The sequence below is a fragment of the Streptomyces sp. ME02-8801-2C genome (assembly GCF_033793965.1).
In the GTDB taxonomy this organism is placed as follows: Bacteria; Actinomycetota; Actinomycetes; order Streptomycetales; family Streptomycetaceae; genus Streptomyces.
Genome location: NZ_JARAXP010000013.1, coordinates 26664 through 46084, shown reverse-complemented (window position 1 = coordinate 46084; position 19421 = coordinate 26664). Strand labels below are relative to the sequence as shown.

At 69.3% G+C, this 19421-nt stretch carries 16 protein-coding genes; 5 read left to right on the top strand and 11 right to left on the bottom strand.

Annotated features, from left to right (window positions below; translation table 11 throughout):
• Positions 1-26 precede the first annotated feature (26 nt).
• The 5 genes from PV396_RS33485 to PV396_RS33465 form a co-directional block, all read right to left on the bottom strand.
• The gene (locus PV396_RS33485) at positions 27-419 is read right to left on the bottom strand and encodes a cytidine deaminase (protein WP_319211086.1); all 393 of its coding nucleotides are present in this window, start codon (positions 417-419) and stop codon (positions 27-29) included.
• A complete protein-coding gene (locus PV396_RS33480; RefSeq protein ID WP_319211084.1) occupies positions 416-1699 on the bottom strand; it encodes an ABC transporter permease in 1284 nt (427 codons plus the stop codon). Before PV396_RS33480 ends, PV396_RS33485 begins: the two co-directional genes overlap by 4 nt.
• Positions 1699-2826 carry an ABC transporter permease gene (locus PV396_RS33475; RefSeq protein WP_319211082.1) on the bottom strand — a complete coding sequence of 376 codons (1128 nt, stop codon included), beginning with the start codon at positions 2824-2826 and terminating at the stop codon, positions 1699-1701. The genes PV396_RS33480 and PV396_RS33475 overlap by 1 nt, the downstream gene beginning before the upstream one ends.
• Positions 2823-4340: an ABC transporter ATP-binding protein gene (locus tag PV396_RS33470; protein WP_416071521.1), complete on the bottom strand. Its 1518-nt coding sequence runs from the start codon at positions 4338-4340 to the stop codon at positions 2823-2825. The genes PV396_RS33475 and PV396_RS33470 overlap by 4 nt, the downstream gene beginning before the upstream one ends.
• A 233-nt stretch (positions 4341-4573) precedes the next feature.
• A complete protein-coding gene (locus PV396_RS33465; protein WP_319211080.1) occupies positions 4574-5638 on the bottom strand; it encodes a BMP family ABC transporter substrate-binding protein in 1065 nt (354 codons plus the stop codon).
• Between the two features lie 413 nt (positions 5639-6051).
• Between PV396_RS33465 and PV396_RS33460 the strand changes: the two genes are divergently transcribed.
• Complete coding sequence (locus PV396_RS33460) at positions 6052-6753, top strand: DUF6445 family protein (RefSeq protein ID WP_319211078.1); 702 nt, start codon at positions 6052-6054, stop codon at positions 6751-6753.
• 43 nt (positions 6754-6796) lie between these two features.
• Here the strand turns inward: PV396_RS33460 and PV396_RS33455 are convergent, their stop codons facing one another.
• Positions 6797-8053, bottom strand: coding sequence for an amidohydrolase (locus tag PV396_RS33455; protein ID WP_319211076.1), 1257 nt, complete (start codon positions 8051-8053; stop codon positions 6797-6799).
• Positions 8054-8358: 305 nt separating this feature from the next.
• Here PV396_RS33455 and PV396_RS33450 point away from each other — a divergent pair, with 305 nt between their 5' ends.
• On the top strand, positions 8359-9069 hold the full coding sequence (locus PV396_RS33450) for a class I SAM-dependent DNA methyltransferase (RefSeq protein WP_416071520.1): 711 nt from the start codon (positions 8359-8361) through the stop codon (positions 9067-9069).
• 167 nt (positions 9070-9236) lie between these two features.
• Here the strand turns inward: PV396_RS33450 and PV396_RS33445 are convergent, their stop codons facing one another.
• The 4 genes from PV396_RS33445 to PV396_RS33430 form a co-directional block, all read right to left on the bottom strand.
• The gene (locus PV396_RS33445) at positions 9237-10481 is read right to left on the bottom strand and encodes a hypothetical protein (RefSeq protein WP_319211074.1); all 1245 of its coding nucleotides are present in this window, start codon (positions 10479-10481) and stop codon (positions 9237-9239) included.
• 97 nt (positions 10482-10578) lie between these two features.
• Positions 10579-11514 carry an N-acetylneuraminate synthase family protein gene (locus tag PV396_RS33440; protein WP_319211072.1) on the bottom strand — a complete coding sequence of 312 codons (936 nt, stop codon included), beginning with the start codon at positions 11512-11514 and terminating at the stop codon, positions 10579-10581.
• 12 nt (positions 11515-11526) lie between these two features.
• Entirely contained in the window at positions 11527-12831 is a 1305-nt protein-coding gene (locus tag PV396_RS33435; protein WP_319211071.1) for an acylneuraminate cytidylyltransferase, read from the bottom strand.
• 50 nt (positions 12832-12881) lie between these two features.
• Positions 12882-14174, bottom strand: a complete 1293-nt coding sequence (locus PV396_RS33430; protein WP_416071519.1) for a DUF6716 putative glycosyltransferase — start codon at positions 14172-14174, stop codon at positions 12882-12884.
• Between the two features lie 221 nt (positions 14175-14395).
• On the opposite strand from PV396_RS33430, the gene PV396_RS33425 reads away from it, so the two are divergent.
• From PV396_RS33425 to PV396_RS33415, 3 genes are all read left to right on the top strand, one after another.
• A complete protein-coding gene (locus PV396_RS33425) occupies positions 14396-15376 on the top strand; it encodes a glycosyltransferase family 2 protein (RefSeq protein ID WP_319211068.1) in 981 nt (326 codons plus the stop codon).
• Positions 15376-16758, top strand: coding sequence for a polysialyltransferase family glycosyltransferase (locus PV396_RS33420; protein WP_319211066.1), 1383 nt, complete (start codon positions 15376-15378; stop codon positions 16756-16758). The genes PV396_RS33425 and PV396_RS33420 overlap by 1 nt, the downstream gene beginning before the upstream one ends.
• A 187-nt stretch (positions 16759-16945) precedes the next feature.
• Positions 16946-18130, top strand: coding sequence for an acyltransferase (locus tag PV396_RS33415; RefSeq protein ID WP_319211064.1), 1185 nt, complete (start codon positions 16946-16948; stop codon positions 18128-18130).
• Here PV396_RS33415 and PV396_RS33410 read toward each other — a convergent pair.
• The gene (locus tag PV396_RS33410; protein ID WP_319211062.1) at positions 18040-19404 is read right to left on the bottom strand and encodes a polysialyltransferase family glycosyltransferase; all 1365 of its coding nucleotides are present in this window, start codon (positions 19402-19404) and stop codon (positions 18040-18042) included. The two genes, PV396_RS33415 and PV396_RS33410, sit on opposite strands and share 91 nt — an antisense overlap.
• Positions 19405-19421: the final 17 nt, after the last annotated feature.

Genomic DNA, 19421 nt, shown 5'->3' with positions numbered 1-19421 from the left:
ACCAACTCAGGGGGGCCGTACGGGAGTTACTTGGTGAGATGATCCGGCCCGAAGGCCTGGGGAAGCATCTCGGACAGGGGCAGGATGCCCGCCGGGGTCTCCAGGAGCAGGCTCGCGCCGCCGAACTCGTACAGCAGCTGCCGGCAGCGCCCGCACGGGACGAGGATGTCGCCCCTGCCGTCCACGCACGTGAAGTGCGTCAGCCGGCCGCCGCCGGTGCGCTGGAGCTCGGAGACCAGGCCGCACTCGGCGCACAGTCCGATCCCGTACGACGCGTTCTCGACGTTGCAGCCCGAGACCGTGCGGCCGTCGTCGACGAGGGCCGCGACACCGACCGGGTAGCCGGAGTAGGGGGCGTACGCGTGGGACATCGCGTCCCGGGCCACCTCCCGCAGCGCGTCCCAGTCGACGTCCGTCATTTGCCCTGGCCCTTCCGGTAGCGCATGCCGTCCGCCTTGGGCATCCGCAGCCGCTGCGCGGACAGCGACAGCACCAGCAGCGTGACGACGTACGGGGTGGCGCCCACGAAGTCGCTGGGGACCTCGTCGGTGGTCAGGTACCAGACCAGGACGCCTGCGGCCACCATGAGGCTGATGCCGCCCTGCCAGTGCGCCTTCTTGTACAGCTTCCAGCCGGCCATCGCCAGGAGCAGCACGAACAGCAGGAGCAGCAACGCGTGGACGGTCTCGCCGCCGTTGCGCAGCTGGAGCGCGTCGGAGTAGCCGAACAGGCCGGCGCCCATGGCGAGTCCGCCGGGACGCCAGTTGCCGAAGATCATGGCGGCGAGACCGATGTAGCCGCGCCCGCCGGTCTGGCCCTCCAGGTAGGTGTGCGAGGTGACCAGCGCGAGGAAGGCACCGCCGAGGCCGGCGAGGCCGCCGGAGACGGCCACGGCCGCGTACTTGTACTTGTAGACGTTGACGCCGAGGGACTCGGCGGCGATCGGGTTCTCGCCGCAGGAACGCAGGCGCAGGCCGAACGCGGTGCGCCACAGCAGCCACCAGCTGCCGACGAACAGCGCGACCGCCAGGACCGTCACGATGGACAGGTCGGTGAACAGACCGCCGAGGATGCCCGCGATGTCGGAGATCAGGAACCAGTGGTGGTTCTCGATGGAGTGCAGCCCGCTGGACAGGCCCGGGACGTCGAAGCTGGGCAGCGAGTCGACCGGCGGGGACTGCTTGGGGTTGCCGCCCGCCTCGGCCGCGTCGCCGTCCACGAAGAAGAGCTTGGCGAGGTACTGGGTGGCGCCGAGCGCGAGCAGGTTGATCGCGACACCGGAGACGATGTGGTCGACACCGAAGGTGACGGTCGCGACCGCGTGCAGCAGGCCGCCCAGGACACCGAAGCCGATGCCGCACAGCAGGCCGAGCCAGGGGCTGGACTGCCAGCCGATCCAGCCGGCGCCGAAGGTGCCGAGGATCATCATGCCTTCGAGGCCGATGTTGACCACGCCGGCCCGCTCGGACCACAGACCGGCGAGTCCGGCGAGTCCGATCGGTACGGCGAGGCTGAGCGCGGCGGAGACCTGGCCCTCGGAGGTCAGCTGGTCGGAGCCGGAGATGACGCGGACGGCCGCGATGAGCAGCAGCGCTCCGGCGACGATCAGCAGGATCTGGCCGAGCGAACGGCCCGACCGGGTGGCGGTGCCCGCCTTGGGTGCCGCGGGGGGCGGCGTGTCGGTCATCGTGGCAGTCATCACGCCACCTCCTGCTTCTGGGTGGGGGCTGCGGCCTGGGCGGCGAGCTCGGCGCCGACCCGCTGCTGCTGGCGCTTGAGTCCGTAGCGTCGTACGACTTCGTAGGCGATGACGACGCACAGGACGATGACGCCCTGGATGACGCCGAGGATCTCCTTGTCGTAGCCCTCGAACTCCAGGTGGTTGGTGGTGCGTTCCAGGAAGCCCCACAGCAGGGCGCCCAGCGCGATGCCCACCGGGTTGTTGCGGCCGAGCAGCGCGATGGCGATGCCGGTGAAGCCGATGCCCACGGGGAAGTCGTTGCTGAACTGGTGGCTGTCGTTGAGCAGGGTCGGCATGCCGATCAGACCGGCCACCGCGCCCGAGATCACCATGCTGGTCGCGATCATCTTCTTCACGGACACACCGCTCGCGGCGGCGGCGGACTCGGACTGGCCGACGGTGCGCAGGTCGAAGCCGAAGCGGGTACGGCCGAGCACGAACCAGTAGGCGATGCCGACGAGCACGGCGATGACGATGAAGCCCCACAGCTCGCCCGCGGCGCCGGTGTCGATCTGGAAGAAGTACGACGACTTCGGCAGCGGCGTCGTGGAGACGACCGTGCCGCCGGCCTGGAGCTCGGCGAGCTTTCCGGGCTGGAGCAGATAGGCGATGATCGCGGTGGCGATCGAGTTGAGCATGATCGTCGAGATGACCTCGCTGACCCCTCGGGTCACCTTCAGGATGCCCGCGATGGCCGCCCACAGGGCGCCGGTCGCCATCGCGCACAGGATGATCAGCGGGATGGAGATCCAGCCCGGCGTGGTCAGCGCGCCACCGAGGACGGCGGCGACGAACGCGGCGATCCGGTACTGGCCGTCGACGCCGATGTTGAACAGGTTCATCCGGAAGCCGATGGCCACCGAGACGCCCGCCAGGTAGTACGTCGTCGCCTTGTTCAGGATGTAGATCTGGCTGTCGCTGGCGGAGCCGTAGGTCACCATGTCGCTGAAGGCGGCGCCCGGGCTCTTGCCGGTGGCGAGGATCACCAGGGTGGTGACGACGAGCGCGGCGACGACCGCCAGCAGCGGCGCCGCGATGCCGAGGAGCAGCCGCTCCCTGTCGATGCGTTGCGTCAGCTTCTTCATCGGGCGTCGTCCTCTGTGCTCTCCGGGCCGGAGGCCTCTGTGTGCTCCAGGTGGCCGGTGGCCGCACCCGTCATGGCGGAGCCCAGCTCCTCGGGGGTGATCGTGGCGGGGTCGGCGTCGGCGACCAGTCGGCCGCGGTACATCACCCGCAGGGTGTCGGAGAGCCCGATGAGCTCGTCCAGGTCGGCGGAGATCAGCAGCACGGCCAGGCCCTCGCGGCGGGCCTCGCGGATGTGGTCCCAGATCGCGGCCTGCGCGCCGACGTCCACACCGCGGGTGGGGTGGGCGGCGATGAGCAGCTTGGGCGCGTGGCTCATCTCACGGCCGACGATCAGCTTCTGCTGGTTGCCGCCGGAGAGGGAGGCCGCGGTGACGTCGATACCGGGGGTGCGGACGTCGTACGCCTCGACGATGCGCTCGGTGTCGGTGCGGGCCGCCTTGATGTCGAGCAGCTGGCCACGGGAGTTGGGCTTCTCGGTGACATGGCCGAGGATGCGGTTCTCCCACACCGGGGCCTCGAGGAGCAGGCCGTGGCGGTGGCGGTCCTCGGGGATGTAGCCGACGCCGGCCTCGCGGCGGCGGCGGGTGGGCGCGTGGGAGATGTCGGTGTCGTCGAGCGTGATGACACCGGCGTCGGGGTCGCGGATGCCCATGATCGCCTCGACCAGTTCCGACTGGCCGTTGCCCTCCACGCCGGCGATGCCGAGGACCTCGCCCTTGTGGATGGTGAAGGAGATGTCGTCGAGGATGATGCGCTCGACGCCGTCGAGGTCGGTCTGGGCCAGGCGCAGGCCGTCCAGCTTCAGCAGCGGGACATCCGTGACCGTGGACTCCTCGGTCTCCGGGGTGGGCAGTTCGCTGCCGACCATCAGCTCGGCGAGCTGCTTGGGAGTCGTACCGGCGGGCTCGACCGTGCCGACGGTGGTGCCGCGGCGGATGACGGTGATCTCGTCGGCGACGGACAGGACCTCACCGAGCTTGTGGGAGATGAAGATGACCGTGAGGCCTTCCGCCTTCAGTTCCCGCAGGTTGGCGAAGAGGGCGTCGACCTCCTGCGGCACGAGGACGGCCGTGGGTTCGTCGAGGATGAGGGTCTTGGCGCCGCGGTAGAGGACCTTGAGGATCTCCACGCGCTGGCGGTCGGCGACACCGAGTTCCTCCAGGAGGACGTCGGGCCGGACGTTCAGGCTGTACGCGTCGGAGATCTCCCTGATCTTCGCGCGGGCCTTGGCGCCGATGCCGTACAGCTTCTCCGCGCCCAGGACGACGTTCTCCAGCACGGTGAGGTTGTCGGCGAGCATGAAGTGCTGGTGCACCATGCCGATGCCGCGGGCGATGGCGTCGGCGGGGTTGTGGAAGGTGACCGTCTCGCCGTTCACCGTGATGGTGCCCTCGTCCGGCTGCTGCATGCCGTAGAGGATCTTCATCAGGGTGGACTTGCCGGCACCGTTCTCACCGCACAGGGCGTGCACGGTGCCGGTGCGGACGGTGATGTCGATGTCCTTGTTGGCCACGACACCGGGGAAACGCTTGGTGATGCCGCGCAGTTCGACGGCAGCGGGAGGGCTGGACGCGTTGATGGCGCACTCTCCTCGGGGAAAGGGGCTGCGTAGGGGAGGGCAGGCGTCGGTGACGCTAGCGCGGCAACTCCATGCTACACGCGTAGAGTTGACACATTGTTATGGCCCGGCGAGGGGGGCGGACCCGCCCCCTCCCGCCGAGCCTGGTTCCCTCGGGAACCGTCAGGTCACGGGGTGGTCTTGACCGTGATGGTGCCGTCGACGATCTTCTTCTTCGCTTCGTCCAGCTGCGTCTTGATGTCGTCGATGAAGCCACCGCTGGTGGCCAGGCCGACACCGCCCTTGGCGAGCGAGTACGCCTGGTTGCCGGTCAGCGGCTTGCCGTCGTGGACGGACTTGATGAAGTCGTAGACGCCGACGTCGACGTTCTTGACCATCGAGGTGAGGATCGACTCCTTGTACTTGCTCAGACCCTTGATGTTGTACTGGTCCGAGTCCACGCCGATGGCCCAGGCGCCCTTGACGCCGGAGATGGCCTCGATCGAGCCGGTGCCGGAGGAGCCGGCCGCCGAGTAGATCACGTCGGCGCCCTTGTCGAGCTGGCCGGACGCGGCCTCCTTGCCCTTGTCGGGGCTGGCGAAACCGGAGAAGTCCGAGCCGTGGGTCAGGTACTGGACGTCGACCTTGACCTTGGGGTTGGTGTCCTTGACGCCCTGGACGTAGCCCGCCTCGAACTTCTTGATCAGCGGGGTGTCCACACCGCCGATGAAGCCGACGTAGTTCTTCTTGGTCTTCAGCGCCGCAGCGACACCGGCCAGGTAGGAACCCTGCTCCTCGGTGAAGGTGATGCTGTCGACGTTCTTGGCGGTCGCGACCGCGTCGATGAGGCCGAAGTTGACCTTCGGGTACTTGGCGGCGACCTTGTCGACCGAGGTGGCGTAGGAGAAGCCGATGGCGACGATCGGGTTGTAGCCGGCGTCGGCGAGGTCGGTCAGGCGCTGCTCGCGGTCGGCCTCGGTGTCGGTGCTCTTGGCGGTCAGTTCCTTGATGGAGCCGCCGAACTCCGCCTCGGCCTTGTCGGCGCCGCGGGCGGCGGAGTCGTTGAAGGAGCGGTCACCACGGCCGCCGACGTCGTAGGCGAGGCCGATCTTGAGGTCGCCCTTGGCGCCGTCCGACGACGAGGACGAGGACGAGCTGTCCTTCTCGGAGGAGGTGCTGCCACAGGCAGTGGCAGTCATTGCGAGAGCTGCGGTCGCGATACACGCAGCGGAAAGCTTGGCTACCCGGCGCACGGGGGGCTCCTTCACCTGACCTGAGCGCCATGTCGGCGCTTCATGTGAGCACCATGCCAGTGCTCGGGCCCGGACGCCCCAGTGGCGTCGGCTTCGCGGCATCGTAACGCGCGTAGATGTCAGAAAATAACCCGTGGGTAAGCCGTTATCGATTCGAGGCAAACACCCTCTGAACTCGTGTCCTTACGGCTCCCCGGTCGATGATTTCCGATGGCGCACGATTGGCTTACAACCAGGTTGCGCCGATCGGCGGAGCGGGTCCCTGAGCAGCCGCCGCCCGCTCCAGCATGCCGAACCCGACCTGCGGAGACACCCCGGGAGCGACGCCCACTGACCGAAGATTGACCGAAGTCGGGCAAAATTTGACGGAGTACAGACAAAGACAAAACCAGGTCCGTCCTAGCTTCTCACCCATGCCCCCACAGCCACCGTCTCCCCCCTGGGTCGCCGCTGCCCGCCCCGCGCTCCCGGTGCTGCCCTACCGCAAGCCCACCAAGGGCCGCGACTACTGGGTCCTCGACGACGTCCTGCCCGGCGTGGACACCGTACGCGAGCGGTGTCTCGCCAAGGACGACTGGATCGAGGGCCACCCCTACACCTCGGAGAGCTGGCCCGGACTGCGGGCCATGCCGGGTCTCGAGCCCGCCGAGCTGGGGCGGATCGAGCGGGTGGTGAGGCAGGCGACCGGTGCGAAGGAACTCTGGGTGCAGCAGGCCCCCGGCGGCGGCACCCTCAACCACAACTGCGTCCAGGTGGTCGGCGAGGGCGAGAGCACGCCCCGGCCGCACACGGACTCACGGGCTCTGTGCCGGTACGCGGCCGTGCTCTACCTCAACCCGGGTGTCCCCAAGGACTGCGGGACCAGCTTCTACCGCCAGTCCCTGCCCGGCGGGCGTCTCGGCGGCAACACGGTCCAGGCCCCGCACAACAACCTCGTGGAGGCGCTGGGCACGCGGTTCGTGGCACCGGACGCCTTCGAGGAGGACGTACGCGTCCCGCACAGGTACAACCGCCTGCTCCTCTACAACGCCAACCTCGTACACAGCGCGACCGGGTACTTCGGGACGACGCTGGAGGAGAAGCGGATGACGGCGGTGTTCTTCTGGATGGCCTGAGGCCGTTCTCACTTCTGTGTAGAAGGGGACCTCCCGGACCGTCCTACGCCTTCCGCTCCTGGGCGTCGATCAACGCGGCGGCCGTGAACATCTCCACGCCGACCGTGATCGCGTACTCGTCGGCGTCGAAGTCGCCCTGGTGCAGATCGCGCACCCCGCGATCCCCCGGCCTGCGCACGCCGAGCCGGGCCATCGCGCCGGGGACGTGCTCCAGGTACCAGGAGAAGTCCTCGCCGCCGAGGCTCTGCGGGGTGTCCTCGACGGAGTGGGCGCCGAGCCGGGCGGTCATCGCGTCGCGCAGCAGTTCGGTGACGTCGGCGTCGTTGACGACGGGCGGCACCCCGCGCACATAGGTGATCTCGGACTTGGCCCCGTACAGGGTGGCGATCTCGTCGACGGCCGCGTGGACGAGGTCGGGGGCCTGGTGCCAGGTCTCGAGGTCGAGGCACCGTACGGTCCCGGAGAGCTCGGCGTGCTGCGGGATCACGTTGCAGGCGTGACCGGACTCGATCCGGCCCCAGGTCACCGAGAGCCCGCTGCGGGCGTCGACGCGGCGGGCGACGAGCGCGGGCAGGTCGGTGGCGACCCGGGCGGCGGCGGTGACCAGGTCGGTGGTGAGGTGGGGGCGCGCGGTGTGGCCGCCGGCGCCGTCGAGGGAGATGTCCAGCCGGTCGCAGGCGGAGGTGATGGGGCCGTGGCGCAGCCCGATCCTCCCGGCGTCGACCTTCGGGTCGCAGTGCACGGCGATGATCCGGCCGACCCCGTCGAGCGCGCCGCACTCGATCGCGTCGGCGGCGCCGCCGGGCAGGACCTCCTCGGCGGGCTGGAACAGCAGCCGCACCGGGCGCGGCAGCAGGCCTTGGCGGTGCAGGTCGGCGAGGACGAGGCCGGCGCCGAGGACGACGGTCGTGTGCACGTCGTGGCCGCAGGCGTGGGCGTGGCCGGGCACGGTCGAGCGGTACGCGCAGTCACTCTTCGTGTCCGGGATGGGGAGGGCGTCGATGTCGGCGCGCAGGGCGAGGACGGGCACGGGGGTGCCGTCTCCCTGGCCCTCGGGGTCGGCTTCGATGTCGCCGATGTCACAGATCAACCCGGTTCCGGTGGTGAGCACACGCGGCTCGAGGCCGGCCTTCTCGAGCCGTGCCTTGATCGCGGCGGTGGTGCGGAACTCCTGGTTGCCGAGCTCCGGGTGCATGTGCAGGTCGCGCCGGAACGCGACGAGTTCGGCGCGCAGTGCCTCCGGCAGCGCGCCGGGAAGCAGTGCTTCCGCGGGGAGGTCGGCCTCGGACTCTCGGGACATCAATTGGTTCACCCTCTGAAGGGTAGGACGCCCTGGCGGTCAGCTGACCAGGATCAACAAAATTTCAACCTGTCAGAGGAAGAAAAACTGATCGCCGGAGGCATACTCGCGAACTTGGATGGGTAGACTCCGGGCCCTTTCCCGGCAGCCACTCCTGTCTACCTTCGTCCACGATGCCACGCGGTCCACCGCCTCGACCGAACTGTCCACCCACCGAAACGGTCACGGTCAGGGGCGTGAACACTCGCCGTCGTCGACGAGAACGGCCTCCGCCCCCGCCCGGCGCCCGGGTAACGTGCACCCACGTGACCGCCCAGAACCAGGACTCCACACAGGCCTTACTCCCCCCGGACGCACCGAGCGCACCGGATTTCCTCGACGCCACCCGCGCGTCCTACGACGCGATGGCCGCCGACTACACAGAGCGATACGCGGACCACCTGGCGGACCTTCCGCTGGACCGTGCGCTCGTCGCCGCCTTCGCCGAGCTGGTGCGGGCCCGGGGCTCCGAGCCCGTCGCCGACATCGGTTCCGGCCCCGGCCATGTGACCGCGCGGCTGCACGCCCTGGGCGTACCGGTGTTCGGGGTGGACCTGTCCCCGCGCATGGTGGCGCTGGCCCGCCGGGCCCACCCGGGCCTCCGCTTTCACGTCGGCTCGATGACAGCGCTGGATCTCCCGGACGAGACCCTGGGCGGAATCCTGGCGCTGTACTCGATCATCCACATCCCGGACAGCGATCTGCCGACGGTGTTCGCGGAGTTCCAGCGCGTCCTGGCCCCGGGCGGCCATGTCCTGCTCGGCTTCCAGACGGACCTTGACGACGAAGAGCTGCATCTGCACCTGACGGAGCGCTTCGGCCACGAGATGTCCCTGGACTACTGGTTCCACAGCCCGGACAGGGTGACGGAACTCCTGACCAAGGCAGGTCTGACTACGCACGCGCAAACGATCCGGGAACCGTATGAGGGGGAGCAGCGGCGGCGCGCGTATGTTCTGGCCCGCAAGCCGGTGTAGTGGCCGGGTGTTTCTCGCCCCCGCCGCCCCTACCCGTCCCATCCCGTTCCTGGGGGCTGTGCCCCCAGACCCCCCTACGGCCCTGAACGGGCCTCGTCCTCAAACGCCGGACGGGCTGGAGATGCACAGGAACGATGGAAATGCACAGGAAAGATGCAGGGCGAGCGTCAGCCCGTTGCCTTTGCTTCCTTTGTGGGGCGGGGTGAGTCCGTCGACACCCGTTCCACGTCGCGGGCCGAGCCCGTGACGCCCGACAGGAAGCCCTGGGCCCTCGGTGACGCGTTCGCGGTCAGCCAGGCCGGGTCGATGTCGCAGACCGCGACCTTGACGTCCGTGCCCGCCAGGGCCAGGGGGAGGGTGTGCACGACCGTCGACGGGAAGCTGAGGATCGTCCGGCCGATGGGGCCGCGGCGGGCGATCAGTTCCAGGGGGAGGTCCGGGCGGACCACCTCCAGGCCCGTGCAGGACGCCAGGTCGTGGAGTTTCTCGGGGCTTTCGCGGCGGTGGGCGAAGTAGCGCGTCACCCCGTGGGCCTTGGCCAGGGTGCGGACGGCCTCGCGGTAGCGGTCGGCGTCGACCACGCCCGTCTCGACCAGGGACGTACCGACCATGTCCGCGCCCTCGGCGATGTGCGGGGGGCCGAAGCGGGAGCGGGTCCAGGCGAAGTCGTTGTACGTGACCTCGACGCCTTTGGGGGTGTCCTCGATCGGCATCGAGGAGAAGATCTCGACCCGGCGCCTGCCGCCCGGGGTCAGCCGACGGCGGGCCTTCGAGGAGACGGGGATGAACAGCAGGTCCCGTGCGCCGGGGCGCCGGGACTTGCGGTGCCAGCGCACCAGGCGTTCACCGCGCGCCAGTTGGGAGACGAACTCCATGGTCGCGGTGCCGTCGTCGACCACGACGAGATCGCGGGCCTTGGTGATGTTGAGAAGTACCTGTACGTAACGGGAGAACGGGTCCCCCATCACGATCCGCCGCGTCCTGCGCAGCAGGGGGGCGAGGCCGCCGATCGTGCGGAAGGGCGCCGACGTACCGTCCCGCGCGTCCTCCCAGCGGACCTCGTGGCCCTCCTCGCGGGCGAGTTCGGCCATGCGGCGCAGCTGGCCCCGGGTCATCGGGTCGACCGGGGAGAGAACCACCAGGGTCAGTCCTCCGTCGCCGACGGGCTCCCGGTGGATCTCCGGCCGGTTCTGGCCCCTGCGCCAGCGGCGCGTGGCCTGTCCGGGGACCCGGACCCTGCCGGAGGCTTTGCCTTTTTTACGGGTGGAAACAGCCGGCGCCGGACCGCCGGCCCCCTCCGGGCTGGGCGCGTGCGCATGCACGTGCGCCCATTCCAGCACGTTGAGAAGCTGGACCGGGCTCTCGACGAAGGCGAGAGTTTGGGGGCCGGTGGTACCGGCGCGTGGGCTCATCGACGTACGACCGTCGCTTCCGTGAGTACGGATTGGGGGATCCGCGTGGACGGAGTGGTCACCGGCTGGCGCCGGTGAAGCCGCTGAGTGGTGTGGATCAGGCGGTGACGGGCTCGCCCGCCGCAGCCGCGACCTCCGCGTCGGCGATGACGCCGGAGACTCGACGGAGCTTCTTCATGGGGCCGATCTCGGACTCGTAGACCTTCTTGACGCCGTCGCCGAGGGACTCGGAGATGGTACGGATGTCACGGACGAGGCGGGTCAGGCCCTGCGGCTCGACGGAGGCGGCCTGGTCGGAGCCCCACATCGCGCGGTCGAGGGTGATGTGACGCTCGACGAAGGTGGCGCCGAGGGCGACCGCGGCCAGCGTGGTCTGCAGGCCCGTCTCGTGGCCGGAGTAGCCGATCGGGACGTTCGGGTACTCCTTCTCCAGGGTGTTGATCACGCGGAGGTTGAGCTCCTCGGCCTTCGCCGGGTAGGTCGACGTCGCGTGGCAGAGCAGGATGTTGTCGCTGCCGAGCACCTCGACCGCGTGACGGATCTGCTTCGGGGTGGACATACCCGTCGACAGGATGACCGTACGGCCGGTCTTGCGCAGGGCGACGAGCAGCTCGTCGTCCGTGAGGGACGCGGAGGCGACCTTGTGGGCCGGGACGTCGAACTTCTCGAGGAACGCGACGGCCTCGGTGTCCCACGGGGAGGCGAACCAGTCGATGCCGCGCTTCTTGCAGTGCTCGTCGATGGCGCGGTAGTCGTCCTCACCGAACTCCACACGGTGGCGGTAGTCGATGTAGGTCATGCGGCCCCAGGGGGTGTCGCGCTCGATGTCCCACTGGTCGCGCGGGGTGCAGATCTCCGGGGTGCGCTTCTGGAACTTGACCGCGTCACAGCCGGCTTCGGCGGCCACGTCGATCAGCTTGAAGGCGTTCTCCAGCTCACCGTTGTGGTTGATGCCGATCTCGCCGCAGATGTACACGGGCTGGCCGGGGCCGGCGGTCTTCGAGCCGAACGAGCGCAAGCGGGTGGAGGTCATTCCGGGGGTTCCTTACTTCTTGTTGAGGGGGTCGAGAGAGGGGCCGAGGATCCAGCTGGCGATCTCTCGGATCGCGCCGTCGCCGCCGGGAACGGTGGTGACCGCGCGTGCGGCGCCGCGCACAACGTCGTGGGCGCTCGCGACCGCCACGGGCCAGCCCACGAGGGCGAAGCACGGGAGGTCGTTGACGTCGTTGCCGACGTAGAGCACGCGCTCCGGCGCGATGCCCTGCTCCTCGCACCACTGCTTCAGCGCGAGGTCTTTCCGGTCGATGCCGTGCAGCACGGGCAGCTGTAGCTTCCGTGCGCGGGCGGCGACGACCGGGTTCTGTTCCGAGGACAGGATCAGCAACTTGAGGCTGCTCTTGCGCAGCGCCGCGATGCCGAGTCCGTCGCCGCGGTGCACGGAGACGAACTCCCGTCCCTCGGAGTCGATCAGCACCCTGTCGTCGGTCTGGGTGCCGTCGAAGTCGAGTACGACCGCGTCGATGTCGTCGGCGGTCGGGAGGGCGCCGGGGCGGTTCGCGTCGAAGAGCGTCGCGAGGGCCCGGGCGCGGGCGAGGTCGTGCGGGTCGTCGATCTCCAGCACACGGGCCGGGTCGGTGCGCACGGGTTCGGTGTGACCGAAGAAACGGTGGTTCGACTTGCGGAAGCCCGCCGCGTTCATGGCGTAGACGGCGCCGGTCTCCAGGAGGTCCTGGGGACGGTCCTGGCGGCGGGGCCGGAAGGACTTGTCGTGATTTACGCCATAGCCGCCGCCGACGGTCACCGTCTCGGTGGCCACGCTGCCGGTGCCGCCCTCGACCTCGGTGCGCTCGCCGGGCACCGCCTGCGGGTCGTCGGCGGCGTCGCGCCAGATGAAGCCGTGGAAGGGGGCGACGGTCAGCGCGCTGTCCGCGCCGTTGTGCACGACCGCGTTGACGACGCCGTCGACGTCCTCGCGGACGATGAACGGGCTGGTGCACTGCACGAGCAGGACGACGTCGACCTTGACGCCGTGCAGCGCCTCGTGGGCGTCCATGGCGTGCAGGACCGCGGCCTCGGAGGTCGCCGTGTCACCGGCGATGGCGGCGGGCCGCAGGACGACCTCGGCGCCGGCCTGGCGGGCGGCGGCACCGATCGCCTGGTCGTCGGTGGAGACGACGACGTCCGTGACCAGCTTGGCGGCGAGGCACTCGCGCACCGCGCGGGCGACCAGCGGGACCCCGCCGACGGGCAGCAGGTTCTTCGCGGGGACGCCCTTGGAGCCGCCTCTGGCGGGGATGACCGCGAGCACGCGGGGCCGCGCGGTCGCTCGGCCCGCTTCCGGGTTGGACATTGCCTGCACTCCTTGACGCTCTTCGCGTGTCTGACGGGGGATCCGGTGGGTCACAGCTCCCCCATCCGCCGGATCACGGGCGCGACGCGCTGCACGCCGTGCCGGTAGGCGCCGCGGGCCGCGCGACGCACGATCTGCCGCACCGCTCCCGGCTCCTTGTCGGCGGCCGGCGCTCCGGGCAGCGGAACGCCGTCGGGGCCGAGGTGGTGCCGAGCGAGAATACCCGGCAAATATCCGGGAGCCGTCATCGGCGTGTAGTACGGAGCCAGGGGCGGAAGCTTCGAGGATCCCAGAAGACGGTCGATCCTGTCGCGTGCCGCGTCGAAGGCCGTCTCGTACGAGCCATCAGCGGCGACACCTTGACGCGCCACCCACTCCGGGTCGGGAACGGGCTGGTGACCCTCGTCCAACTGCGCCCAGGAGGCGAGGCAGCCGGAGCCCACGAAGTGGTGGTTGCCGAGCGACTCGCGCACTCCCAGGTCGCTCAGCACGACGGTCGGGATGCTGCGGTGCAGGGACTCCAGGGCCGCCGTGGAACTGATGGTGACCAGCAGGTCCGTACGGTCCAGGACCTCGCCCATGTGCCCGTAGACGAGCTTGAAGTTCGGCGGAAGGTCGGCGCGCTGGGCCAGTTTCTGGTACGGGAGTTCCTCGATGTGCGTGGTGTGCTCGCCGGGCTTGGAGCGCAGCTTGAGCAGCACCTCGCGCTCGGGGTGCAGCTTCGCGTGCTGCACGAGGCGGTCCAGCAGATACGTACGGTCCTTGCGGCTCTCCGGGACGGAGGGCTGGGCGGCGAACACCACCGTGTAGGGGTGACCATGCTCACCTGTGTACGTCGTACCGCCCAGGAAGGGGAGTGCGACTTCGGTCACAGAGGACGAATCGGCACCGACCCCGTCGTATACGGCCTTGAAGCGGTCGGCGTCCTGGCGGGAGTTGGCGAGGACCAGGTCCGCGCCGTGGCGCAGCAGCAGTCCGTCGGTGAGCTTCTCGTAGACGACGCCCACGTAGCCGGTGACGACGACGGGACGCAGGGCCGTGTCGTCCCACACCTTCGCCAGGCCGTGCAGCATCGCCTGCACACCGCCGCCGACCAGGGCGAGTACGAGGATGTCGTACGGCTCCTCCTGCTCCATGGCCCGCAGGAACTCCAGGGCGGTCACCTCGCGCAGCGAGTCCGCGGTGACGCCGACCTCCTGGAGCTGGCGGGCCGTTGGGGTGGCTCTGCCTCGAAGGAGGTAGCCGTCGAGGAGAATGTCTGAATTATCAGGAGAAATACGACTGGCGGTGAGTGCACCCCATTTCCACCGAGTGTCGGAATCGGCGAGAACGGCGACCCTCATGGGGCTCGAGGTACTGGCTGGCACGCCCAAGACCTTAAGCCGACATGGGGTGCTTCCGCCCAATCCCGAGGCAACAAAGGGTTAACAAAAGATCGACGCCGCTTGATTCGGGGCGCCATACATGCAGAAACCCCCTTGATTCACCGGGCCGACACATGCAGTTCGCCGCACCTCTAACCCCGGGTAAAGTACGAGCTCCGGAGAGGCTCTAACCTGGACCCGTGGTCAAGCTCTCCGTCATCGTGCCGTTCTACAACGTGCAGCAATACGCGCCCGACACTCTGAAGAGCCTCCGCGCCAACGCGCGCGAGGACTTCGAGTTCATTCTCGTCGACGACTGCTCGCGCGACGAGACTCCGGACATCCTCGCGCGCGCAGAGCGCGAGCTGCCGGGCGCCGTGCTGGTCAGCCACGAGAAGAACGGAGGACTGGCCACCGCCCGCAACACCGGGATCGACAAAGCGCGTGGCGAATACCTCACGTTCCTCGACGGCGACGACTGGCTCGCGCCCGGTTATTTCTCCCAACTCCTCGCTTCTATTGAGGACTTGGGCTGCGATTTCGTCCGCACGGATCATGTGCAGTGCACCGGCAAGGCGCGCACGATCCACCGGGTTCCGCATGGCCGGCGCGGGGTGGTGATGTCTCCGCGGGACGCGATTCTGCCGACCGACCGCACCACGTCCGTCGACTACGCCTATGCCTGGGCGGGCATCTATCACCGCCGGCTCGTCGACCGCGGCGTCCTGCACTTCAGGGACGGGCTGCGCACGGCGGAGGACCGGCCGTGGATCTGGAAGCTGCACCGGGAGGCGGAGACGTTCGCCGTGGTGGGACTGCTCGGCGTCTTCTACCGGCGCGGGGTCACGTCGTCCCTCACTCAGATCGGTGACACCCGGCAACTGGACTTCATCCGCGCCTTCGACCAGGTGATCGAGGAGACCGCCCGGGATGCCGAGGCCGATAGGCTGCTGCCCAAGGCAGTGCGCACGTACTGCGCGATCATGGCCCATCATCTCGGATCGATCGAGAGGTTCGAACCCGCCGTGGCTCGAGAATTGCGCTCACTGAGCTCAGCCGCCCTGAAGCGGATGCCGCAGGACGTCCTCACGGAGGCGATCAACTCCATGGACGCCACGCGCGCCGGTCGGCTGCGCCGGGTGCGGCGCAGGCCCGTCGCCGCGGAGAAGGTGGCCGGCTGATGGCGCGCACCACTCAGATCTTCGTCGCGTCCACGCTGTACGGCGCCGCCACGGTGGCCGCCGCGCTGGACGCCGGGCTGTTCGAACCGGCCGACCGGAGGGTGTTGTTGGTCACCAACAACACCGCCGCCCCCGAGATCACCCCCGGTCTCGACGAGATGTCCGGTTTCGACCGGGTCCGCGAGCGTTTCGACGACGTGCTCTCGTGGAACGAGGCCATCTACCCCTTCCACCCCAGCGGCTGGAGCCCGCGCGCCGACGACATCCCCATATGGGAGCGTCATCTGCGGCTCCTGTGGAACCTCGGTGACGACCACGTCGAGCTCGCCGTCGAGTCCGTCCAGGTCAATCCCTCGCTGGCGCTGTGCCGTCTGTTCAACGGCGCGCCCGTCGACGTCTACGCGGACGGCCTGATGAGCTACGGCCCCACGCGCGACAAGATCGACCCACTGGTCGGCACCGGCATCAGACGGCTGCTGCACCTCGATCTCGTACCCGGGCTCAAGCCGCTGCTGCTCACCGAGTTCGGGGTGGAGCCCGAGCTGGTGCCGTCGGAGGCGTTCCTCAAGGTCCTCGGCGAGCTCGCGGAGTCCGCGGCCGCCGAGGAGGGGGTCAAGGGCGGGACGACCGCGGCGGCCGGCTCCGGCGAGGGTCCCGCGCTGCTGCTCGGCCAGTACCTGTCGGCGCTCAGCATCCTCACTCCCGAAGAGGAGGAGGAGCTGCACGTGCGCATGATGCGGGGCGCCGTGGCGCGCGGCCACCGCAAGATCGTCTTCAAGCCGCACCCGGTCGCGCCCGCGCACTGGTCGCAGACCCTGGAGAACGAGGCGAAGAAGCTCGGCGCCGAGCTCACCGTGCTGGACCGGCCGGTGCTCGCCGAGGTGGTCTTCCAGCAGACCCGGCCCTCGCTCGTCGTCGGCTGCTTCTCCACCGGGCTGCTCACCGCGGCCGGTCTGTACGGCATCCCGGTCGCCCGGGTCGGCACGGACACCCTGCTGGAGCGGCTCGCGCCCTACCAGAACAGCAACCGGGTGCCCCTGACCATCGTCGACGCGCTGCTGCCCGACCTGGAGGACGCCGCGGCGGTGGCCAAGTGGGCGATGCCCTCGCGGGGGCGGGTGGACGAGGACCTGGCCGGGCTGGTCAAGGCCGTCGGGTTCGCCATGCAACCGAAGATCTACCCCAAGCTGCGGCCGGAGGCGGAGAAGTACCTCTCCACGCGGCTCGACGCGCACACCTGGCGCTACTTCAAGCGCCGCCGGCTGACCGCACTGGCCCTGCCGGGTTCCGTGCCCGTGCAGCTGGCGTTCATCCCGCGCAACGCGACCGTGCGGCGCATCGCCCGCCGGGCGCGGGCCCTGGGCAAGACCGTGAAGAAGTAGAAGCGGACTGAACCGTAGGACAGTTGCCCCCCGTTTCCTTGCGAAACGGGGGGCAACCCATGTGCGGCCTCGGGGGTCAATACACTGTCCTATCCTTCACCCGTACAACTTCTGTGCGGGTGCCGTGCGCTGCCTCTGACCCCTCCGGTCCCTGCTGCCCACAGTCCTTGTCCCGAAAGGCTTCACGATGACCGCGGCCGACCAGACCATGGCACCCCCGCATCCGGCATCGCCACCGGCTGCGCGTGCGGACGCCGAACCGGCCGGCCCGGCCGTGCCCCCCGCGCCCACTCCCGCGCGGGCCGGTAGCCGCCTGCGCGCGCTGGACGGGCTTCGGCTCCTCGCCGCGCTGATGGTCGCCTTCTACCACTACGCCGGCCGGGGCGGGACGATCTCCGAGTCCTGGAACCAGTCGCCGGGCCTGATGTTCCCGACCCTGTCCCAGGCGGCGGTGTACGGCTGCCTCGGTGTGCAGTTCTTCTTCGTCATCAGCGGCTTCGTGATCTGCATGAGCAGCTGGGGCCGTACGGTCGGCGACTTCTTCCGCTCGCGTATCGCCCGTCTCTACCCGGCGTACTGGGTCGCGATCGTCATCATCACCGTCGCCGCGTATCTGCTGCCCGTGGTCGTGCACCCGCTGCGCACCGACGAGGTCCTCGTCAACTTCACCATGCTGCAGCAGCCCATGGGCGTGAAGCGGGTGCTCGGTGTGTGCTGGACGCTCTGGGTCGAGGTGCGCTTCTACGCGCTGTTCGCGCTGCTCGTGGTCTGGAAGGGCGTCAACTACCGCAGCGTGGTGATCTTCTGCCTGCTGTGGACGCTCGCCAGCGGGATCGCGGGGGTCACCAACGACCCGCTCGTGGACCAGATCGTGATGCCCGAGTACTCGCCCTACTTCGTCGGCGGCCTGGCGCTCTTCCTGATCCACAAGTTCGGCAGCGACCTGCTGACCTGGGGCATAGTCGGCGCCTCGTTCCTGCTCGGGCAGCGCTACGCGACGGTCGAGCTGTGGCACCCCGGCGCGACCGGCGACTTCCACCGCAACCCGCATGTCATCCAGTTCCTCGTGCTGCTCGCCTTCGTGGCCGTCGCCGTGGTGGCGCTGGGCTGGCTGAGCTGGATGAACTGGCGCTGGCTGACGGTCGCCGGGGCCCTGACGTACCCCTTCTACCTGATCCACGAGCACCTGGGCTGGTTCTTCGTCCGGGTGCTGCACCGCGGCCTCGGCCTCGACCCGTACCTGACGCTGGCCGCGACCATCACGAGCATGCTCGTCCTGGCCTATGCGATCCACCGCCTGGTCGAGAAGCCGTTCGGGCCCCGGCTCAAGCGCGCGATGACCGTGCAGGCGGCCCGGTTCCACAAGGTCTGACCCGGCCGCGCCGGGTAGAGGCGGAGACCGGTGAGGCGGCGGCGCTCGAAGTAGTGGGCGTCCGCCGCAGACCGGGTGCTCAACCAGGCGGCGACCTCGTCGCGCAGCTCCGGATGCTTGCGGGGCTGCATGCAGTACCCCACCGCGCGCACCAGCGGCGTCAGCCGCTCGGCCACACCGGCATCGGTCGGCGAGCACATGAAGTCCGACGGCCCGTCCTCGGCGTCGGGGAGGGCCGCGTCGACGATGGTGAGCGGGATCCGGTTGCTGTTCTCGTACGGGGTGATGCGGTCGAGGAGCGTGCGGGTGCCGACGCGGGCGACGGGGATGCCGTGGAAGGCCGCGGCGGTCATCAGGGCGGTGGAGAAGCAGCCGATGACCAGGTCGGGCTTCAGCTGGGCGAAGACCGTCTCGGCCAGCACCGGCTCGCGCAGCACGGTCAGGTGCATGTGCAGCTCCCTCGCGGCGTTCTCCAGGGTGCCCGCGTACGCGGCCGGGGCGCTGGGATGGGGCTTGAACAGGACGTGGGTGTGGCCGGCCTTCGCCGCCGCGCACAGCATCCGTACGTGCAGTTCCTCCTCTTCCTCCCCTGAGATGAGGCCGAGGGCGGAGAGGTACTGCCCGAGCAGCACGGCGGTGGGCCGGTTCAGGTCCGGCACGCACTCTCCGAGGAGGGCCGCGCCCTGCTCGCCCATCTCGTTCAGTACGGCGACGATCGGCTCGTTCGGGATCGCGACGGGCCGCACGCCGTACTCGGCGAGCAGCAGCGGCTTGAGCCCCGGTACGAGGTCGAGGTGCAGGACGCGGTCGATGCGGGTGCTCATGCCGTGCGGGATGCGGTTGCGGGTGGGGCCGTAGCTCATCAAGCCGTCCGCGTACACATGGATGGGGCTGTCGGCGAAGATGTCGGCGACCGCGCGGGAGGGGTTGGCCTGGAGGGACTCGCAGGCGATCTCGACGGGCTCGTCACCGAGGTCCCAGGCCAGGCGTACGGCCTTCTCCCACATCGGGGCGTCCTGGGCGGTCGGGGACCAGGCGCTGGGGTGGTGCGGGAAGACGAACTCGTTCCAGGAACGCACCTCGTCGAACTCGGACCGCAGCCTCTCGAAGCCCGCCATCCGGTCCAGCGGGGTACCGGCCTCGGGAACCGGGGCGGTGTCACTGACCACGAGGACACGTCGGTGATCCTCACGCGGCCCGAAGAGCCCGGCACGAATCGCGGCGACGACGGTCGCGGCGGCGTACTGCGTCGCCGAGAAGAAGAGCTGGATCATGCCTCGATTCCCTTCAT